Raw genomic sequence first — 5951 nt, 5'->3', positions numbered from 1 at the left:
GTTGTCGACGGTTCGAGCCCGCCTGCCGGAGTTATTATTTAATTGGAGAGTTGTCCGAGCTGGCCGAAGGAGCATCATTGGAAATGATGTAAACGGGTAAAAGCCTGTTTCAAGGGTTCGAATCCCTTACTCTCCGTAACCGAATAATAAGTTTTATGACCCGTTGGTCAAGTGGTTAAGACACCGCCCTTTCACGGCGGTAACATGGGTTCAAATCCCGTACGGGTCACTTTGGAGGATTAGCTCAGCTGGGAGAGCATCTGCCTTACAAGCAGGAGGTCACAGGTTCGATCCCTGTATCCTCCATTCCATAACAGCCTGGTTCGTTGGTCTAGTTGGTTAGGACGCCTGCCTGTCACGCAGGAGATCACGAGTTCGAGTCTCGTACGGACCGTTGTTATGTATTTGAAAATTGAATACACAACTTAGTATTATTATATCTGTTAATGGTATGGCTCGGTAGCTCAGTCGGTAGAGCAATGGATTGAAGCTCCATGTGTCGGCAGTTCGATTCTGTCCCGCGCCATTTACGGAGGGGTAGCGAAGTCTGGCTAAACGCGGCGGACTGTAAATCCGCTCCTTCGGGTTCGGTGGTTCGAATCCACTCCCCTCCATTTATAGGGATATAGTTTAATGGTAGAACTACGGTCTCCAAAACCGTCGGTGTGGGTTCAACTCCTACTATCCCTGTTAATAATACTATGGCGGTAGTGGTGAAGTGGTTAACACATCGGTTTGTGGATCCGACACGCGTGGGTTCGATTCCCACCTACCGCCCTTTGATTGGGTTATAGCCAAGTGGTAAGGCAACAGACTTTGACTCTGTCATGCGCTGGTTCGAATCCAGCTAACCCAGTTGGGTTAGGGTTAGCCAAAGTTATGGCGGTATAGCCAAGTGGTAAGGCAGAGGTCTGCAAAACCTTCATCGTCGGTTCGAATCCGATTACCGCCTTTAACCATATTATGGCCAATCAATCTATTTATTTATCATTATGCCGGAGTGGCGGAACTGGCAGACGCGCTGGACTCAAAATCCAGTGATCGTTGAGATCGTGTGGGTTCGAACCCCATCTCCGGTACTACATGGCCACATATGATGTTTCATAATCGAGAAGAACGTTGATATAACAGCGTTCTTCTTTTTTTGTGGTTAAAATCATTACATAGATTCACATAGTTTATCAAAAGTCTGGTCATTTTAGGTCATTATGCATAAAAATCGTGACCCAAACAATGACCCATTTTAAGTCGACATTTCCTCAAGTTTATTCATATACGAAATTGTTTTTTTAGATTCTTCATTTTGTAATTCTTGAATAATGTGAAGATAAACATGGATCGTGATATCAACATTCTGATGATCTAACTGATGAGATGATAGAGAGAATCGCTAGTCGGTCGAAGGACGAGAGGAGAGCCCCATACGCACATGGGAGGGCTTGCATTACCTTAGTGGATCCTGATGCGTTTGCTCGCGTTTAGAATTGCTTTGGGCTTTGTATGAAACAAATCTCTTCTAAAATATCAAAGCGTCTCTTTTGTCCTTGAATTATGGCCGAGGGCAATAAGTGCGCGATCCAGCATCAATGCGCAAAAAAAGGATTGATGCCATGACATCAATCCCTGAGAGTTTCAAACTAATTAGCAAACCTATTATTGTTTCCTGAAATGTCAATTTAAATTAGAAAAATGTTGAAAGCTGTTCATCTGTGATATTCTTCATGAATACTTCAACAGGTGTGCGATAGTGAAGTGATTTCCGTGGAATTCGATTACGGTATGACATGAGTTGGGTAATTAATTCATCAGGTAGGTTGCGGAAGTCTAATCGTTTACTGAGACCGTCACGGCGTAAAATGCCATTATTATTCTCGTTAAGTCCACGTTGATTGGGTGCCCCGACTTCCGCAAAATAAGTATGAATGTCATGCTTATTAGCGATGTCACGCCAACCAGCGAATTCTTTACCGTTGTCAAAGGTAATTGACTTAACCAAGTGACGGGGCATTTTTGAAAGCCATTTATCTAAGTGACAATTAACTGCTTCATCAGTTTTGCGATGAACATTGAGAACAATCATGACTTTGGATTGACGTTCTACCAAGGTCATGACAGCTCCACGATGGGCTTTGCCTTGAACAGTATCGGCTTCAAAGTGACCGAACTCATCCTGGTAATGAGGGAAGTCTTGATAACGTTGATAGATACTGCGTCCAAGCTGACCAGCCTTACCACGTCGTTCGACATAGCCATTGGGGTGACGTTTACCCTTCATCGGTAACTGTTGAGCATTGAAATTATACTGTCCTCGAGCAAACATCCGATAAAGGGTCCGCATACTACAGCTAATGGCATGTTCCTTACGACCAATAATGGTATCCGGTGTCCAGCCAGCTTTAATTTGGTCGTTAATATACTCAACTTCATTTTGGGGTAACTGAGCTTGTTTTCGACCACAGTGACGTTTATTACGCTGGTATTTTTCAAGATATTGTTCAATGGTTTTACCGCCATTAAGGAAACGATAAATTCGATAAATCGTTTCCTGACTACGCTTGAGAAGTTTGGCGGTTTGATAGGCTTTAGTTCCTTGGTGCCAAAAATCAGCTATGAGGGTTAATTCACGTGTGGTAAGATGTCTATAGGTCATTTGTGATGTTCCTTTACTTTTGTTTGTGGTTATTCAAAAGTCTATCACAAATGGCCTTTTTCTAACTTAATTTTACAAACGGCGTTTAAATAAGAAGGGCTATACGTTCAAAATTTTGTTTAGAAAGTCTCGTAATCGCTCATTCTTTGGATGTTCGAAGATTTGATCTGGAGTACCTTGTTCAAGAATTTGACCATCATCAACGAACACGACCCGGTCGGCGACTTCTTTTGCAAAGCCCATTTCGTGAGTAACAACAATCATTGTCATTCCATTTTTAGCCAAGTTCTTCATAACTTGAAGGACGTCTCCAACCATTTCAGGATCTAAGGCTGACGTTGGTTCATCAAACAGCATAATATCCGGATTCATTGCGAGCGCCCGCGCAATCGCAACTCGTTGCTGCTGACCACCCGATAACGATTGGACCCGCGCATCAAATTTTTCCGATAAGCCAACCGTCTCTAGCAACCGTTTGGCCTGGTCACTTGCAGCCTTCTTATCTTCAATCTTTAATTCAACCGGAGCAAGCATGATATTTTCGCCAACGGTTAAATTATTGAACAGATTAAAGTGTTGAAACACCATGCCGATATTTTTACGAACGGTGTTGATGTCGGCATTTTTATTTGCAATGTCGACATTATCAATGATAATCGATCCGGAAGTTGGTTCTTCAAGCTTATTCAGTGTTCGTAACAGGGTACTCTTACCAGATCCAGAAGGACCAATGATGACGACCACCTCGTTATTGTTGACTGTCAAATTGATTCCCTTAAGAACCTCGTTGTCGCCAAATGTTTTAACTAAATTTGTTACTTTAACTTTTTCACTCATACGTTAGTTCTCCTTTGAACCCAGTTAGATAACCAAGTAAGCAATGTAATCACGATTAGATACATTAGGGCAATGATTGTCCAAACTTTAAAGCCTTCAAGGTTTCTAGCAATGATAATTTTACCGGTTTGCGTCAATTCAAGTAAGCCGATGATTGAAAGAATTGACGTGTCCTTTAACGTAATGATGAATTGATTAATGAATGACGGGATCATGATTCGAATCCCTTGAGGTAAGATGACCTTCCTCATGGATTTACCAAATGGCAATCCCAAACTCCTTGCGGCCTCCATTTGGCCAGGGTCAACAGCCTGAATACCACCCTTCACAAAGGCGGCAATGTAGGCACCTTCGTTAAATGTTAATGTTACCACGCCGGCGACAAATGCTGGAATCTTTTCACCCGTTAAACTCGGGATCCCCGTATAGATAAACAGGGCGAGAACCAGCAATGGCATTCCGCGGAAGATGTATATGAGGACACTGGAAAGGCCGTTAAAGAACTTACCAGGCACAACCCCCAGGAGCCCGACAATCACGCCAAATACCGTTGCGAAGAATATTGATACAACAGTTAACCACATCGTCTCAGAAAACCCTGAGAGAAGGGCACCCTTGTTTTGTTTAATCAAACCAAGGAAGCTTCGGTCCTCACTACTATTACCCGATTCGGAAGCAGCCACCTTTGCTTTATCGGTGCCAAGATACTTCGCTTTAATATTGTCATATGTGCCGCTGGCCTTTAGATCTTTTAAGCCGTTGTTGAAGGCACTCATCAGTGCCTGATTGCGCCCTTTTTTAACCGCGAATCCGTAAGGGGCACTTTCAGCCGGCTTGGTAACAATCTTTAATTTGGCGCCTTGCTTGATTGCGTATTTCATCACAGGATCGTCTTCAAAACAGGCAGCGGAATTTCCGGTCGTGACATCCTGATACATATTATTTGAATCATCAAAGGTAACGACGGTAAATCCGTATTTTTTCTTTAAACTATTGGCATAGTCAGCACCAGCAGTCCCGGTCTTAACGGCGACCTTCTTTCCTCTTAATTCTGAGAGTTTCTTAACATGACTATTTTTAGCAACTGCCATGACAACTCCAGACGTAAAGTAAGGATCGGAGAATGTAAATTGAGCCTTTCGCGCATTCGTAATGGACATTCCGGCAATGACACCATCGATTTGACCGGATTCTACCGCTTGGACGGCGGCGTTAAAGCCAAGTGGTTTAATTTTGACTTTAAATCCCTGTTCGTTTGCGATTGATCGAATAAGATCCATATCGATACCAACGTACCGATTGTGTTTATTGGCAAATTCGAATGGTGGGAACGTCACATCAGTACCAATCGTGAAGGTTTTGCCCTTAACGGCTTGATTAGTTTTGCTGCCTAAATATTTACCCACAATCTTGTCGTAAGTCCCATTTGCCCGAATCTTTTTCAAGCCGGCGTTAAATTTGGTGATTAACGCCTTATGCGATCCTTTTTTTACAGCAAAACCATACCAGCCGGTGTTCGCGGGCTTTGTCACAATTTTAAGTTTCAATCCCTGTTTGATGCCGTACTGCATGACGGGTTGATCTTCAAAACAGGCGACCGAATTTCCAGTCGTAACGTCTTGGTACATGTTGTCAGAATCGTCGAACGTCACGGTTTTAAACCCGTACTTTTTCTTAATACTATTCGCGTAATCAGCGGCCGCAGTCCCGGTTTTCAGGGCAACGCGCTTTCCCTTAAGCTGTTTAAAGCTGGTGATATTGCTATTTTTGCCAACAGCCATGATGACGCCAGTTTTGTAGTAGGGCGTTCCGAAATCAAACTTGGCTTGGCGATCTGGTGTGATCGTCATTCCGGCGATGACGCCGTCTAATTGTCCAGATTCAACTGATTGAACGGCTGCATTAAATCCCACTGGTTTAATGTGGACTTTGAACCCCTCTTCTTTTGCAATGGCATTCATAATGTCGATATCAATTCCGACATATTGATTATGCTTGTTTGCAAATTCAAATGGTGGGTAAGTTACGTCCGTTCCAATTTGATACGTTTTTGCCTGAACATTGGCATTTGTCAACCCGATACAGGTAAAAAACGTCATCAAAAAGGCAACCCAGCCAAGGGTTTTGAATAAATTATGCTTCATGATTTTCCTCCTACACGTATGTAATAAAATATAACATGTGATAATGGGACTATTTTATCAGAAAATGAGGGTAATGTATAGTCATAGGTAAAAGGAACTATGTGAACTCGTAAGCTTGATGTGACACTGATTACGGATTTTAGCATTAAAATACGATTAAAAAACGATTGACAATTATGATTGCCTTACTCATAATTAAAACTAGTCGCTTGATTTAGGGTGGTTAACGCTAAAAATAAACCACCCGCGTAAATTGCTTTTAAATTCATGAATACATATGATGATTTAATTTCCTCGATTTAAAATTGAAGTGCAACACC

3 protein-coding genes and 11 tRNA genes are annotated in these 5951 nt (G+C 42.5%); 11 read left to right on the top strand and 3 right to left on the bottom strand.

Going from position 1 to position 5951, the window contains the following annotated elements; translation table 11 throughout:
* Positions 1-44: 44 nt before the first annotated feature.
* The 11 genes from FD47_RS13360 (at position 45) to FD47_RS13310 (ending at position 1079) form a co-directional block, all read left to right on the top strand.
* Positions 45-136, top strand: a tRNA-Ser gene (locus FD47_RS13360).
* Between the two features lie 21 nt (positions 137-157).
* Positions 158-229, top strand: a tRNA-Glu gene (locus tag FD47_RS13355).
* Between the two features lie 4 nt (positions 230-233).
* A tRNA-Val gene (locus FD47_RS13350) sits at positions 234-306 on the top strand.
* Between the two features lie 14 nt (positions 307-320).
* Positions 321-394 (top strand) — tRNA-Asp (locus tag FD47_RS13345).
* Between the two features lie 59 nt (positions 395-453).
* A tRNA-Phe gene (locus FD47_RS13340) sits at positions 454-526 on the top strand.
* 5 nt (positions 527-531) lie between these two features.
* Positions 532-614 (top strand) — tRNA-Tyr (locus FD47_RS13335).
* Between the two features lie 5 nt (positions 615-619).
* Positions 620-690: transfer RNA gene (locus FD47_RS13330), tRNA-Trp, on the top strand.
* A 14-nt stretch (positions 691-704) separates the two neighbouring features.
* Positions 705-777, top strand: a tRNA-His gene (locus tag FD47_RS13325).
* Between the two features lie 7 nt (positions 778-784).
* Positions 785-856: transfer RNA gene (locus FD47_RS13320), tRNA-Gln, on the top strand.
* A gap of 25 nt (positions 857-881) precedes the next feature.
* Positions 882-952 (top strand) — tRNA-Cys (locus tag FD47_RS13315).
* A 42-nt stretch (positions 953-994) separates the two neighbouring features.
* Positions 995-1079 (top strand) — tRNA-Leu (locus tag FD47_RS13310).
* Positions 1080-1681: 602 nt separating this feature from the next.
* On the opposite strand, the gene FD47_RS13305 is transcribed toward FD47_RS13310, so the two are convergent.
* From FD47_RS13305 to FD47_RS13295, 3 genes are all read right to left on the bottom strand, one after another.
* Positions 1682-2650: an IS30 family transposase gene (locus FD47_RS13305; protein ID WP_054736578.1), complete on the bottom strand. Its 969-nt coding sequence runs from the start codon at positions 2648-2650 to the stop codon at positions 1682-1684.
* A gap of 99 nt (positions 2651-2749) precedes the next feature.
* Positions 2750-3487 carry an amino acid ABC transporter ATP-binding protein gene (locus FD47_RS13300; protein WP_054736580.1) on the bottom strand — a complete coding sequence of 246 codons (738 nt, stop codon included), beginning with the start codon at positions 3485-3487 and terminating at the stop codon, positions 2750-2752.
* A complete protein-coding gene (locus FD47_RS13295; protein ID WP_056980793.1) occupies positions 3484-5631 on the bottom strand; it encodes an amino acid ABC transporter substrate-binding protein/permease in 2148 nt (715 codons plus the stop codon). Before FD47_RS13295 ends, FD47_RS13300 begins: the two co-directional genes overlap by 4 nt.
* Positions 5632-5951 lie beyond the last annotated feature (320 nt).

Origin of the sequence: Lentilactobacillus parafarraginis DSM 18390 = JCM 14109 (assembly GCF_001435895.1) — a bacterium.
Classification (GTDB): Bacteria; Bacillota; Bacilli; order Lactobacillales; family Lactobacillaceae; genus Lentilactobacillus; species Lentilactobacillus parafarraginis.
The sequence above is the reverse complement of the archived record's forward strand: the minus strand, read 5'-3'. Positions and strand labels throughout refer to the sequence as shown.

What these genes read in the sequence shown, in the direction of transcription:
- FD47_RS13305 (WP_054736578.1), bottom strand. Translation starts at nt 2,650, where the DNA reads ATGACCTATAGACATCTTACCACACGTGAATTAACCCTCATAGCTGAT.
- FD47_RS13300 (WP_054736580.1), bottom strand. Translation starts at nt 3,487, where the DNA reads ATGAGTGAAAAAGTTAAAGTAACAAATTTAGTTAAAACATTTGGCGAC.
- FD47_RS13295 (WP_056980793.1), bottom strand. Translation starts at nt 5,631, where the DNA reads ATGAAGCATAATTTATTCAAAACCCTTGGCTGGGTTGCCTTTTTGATG.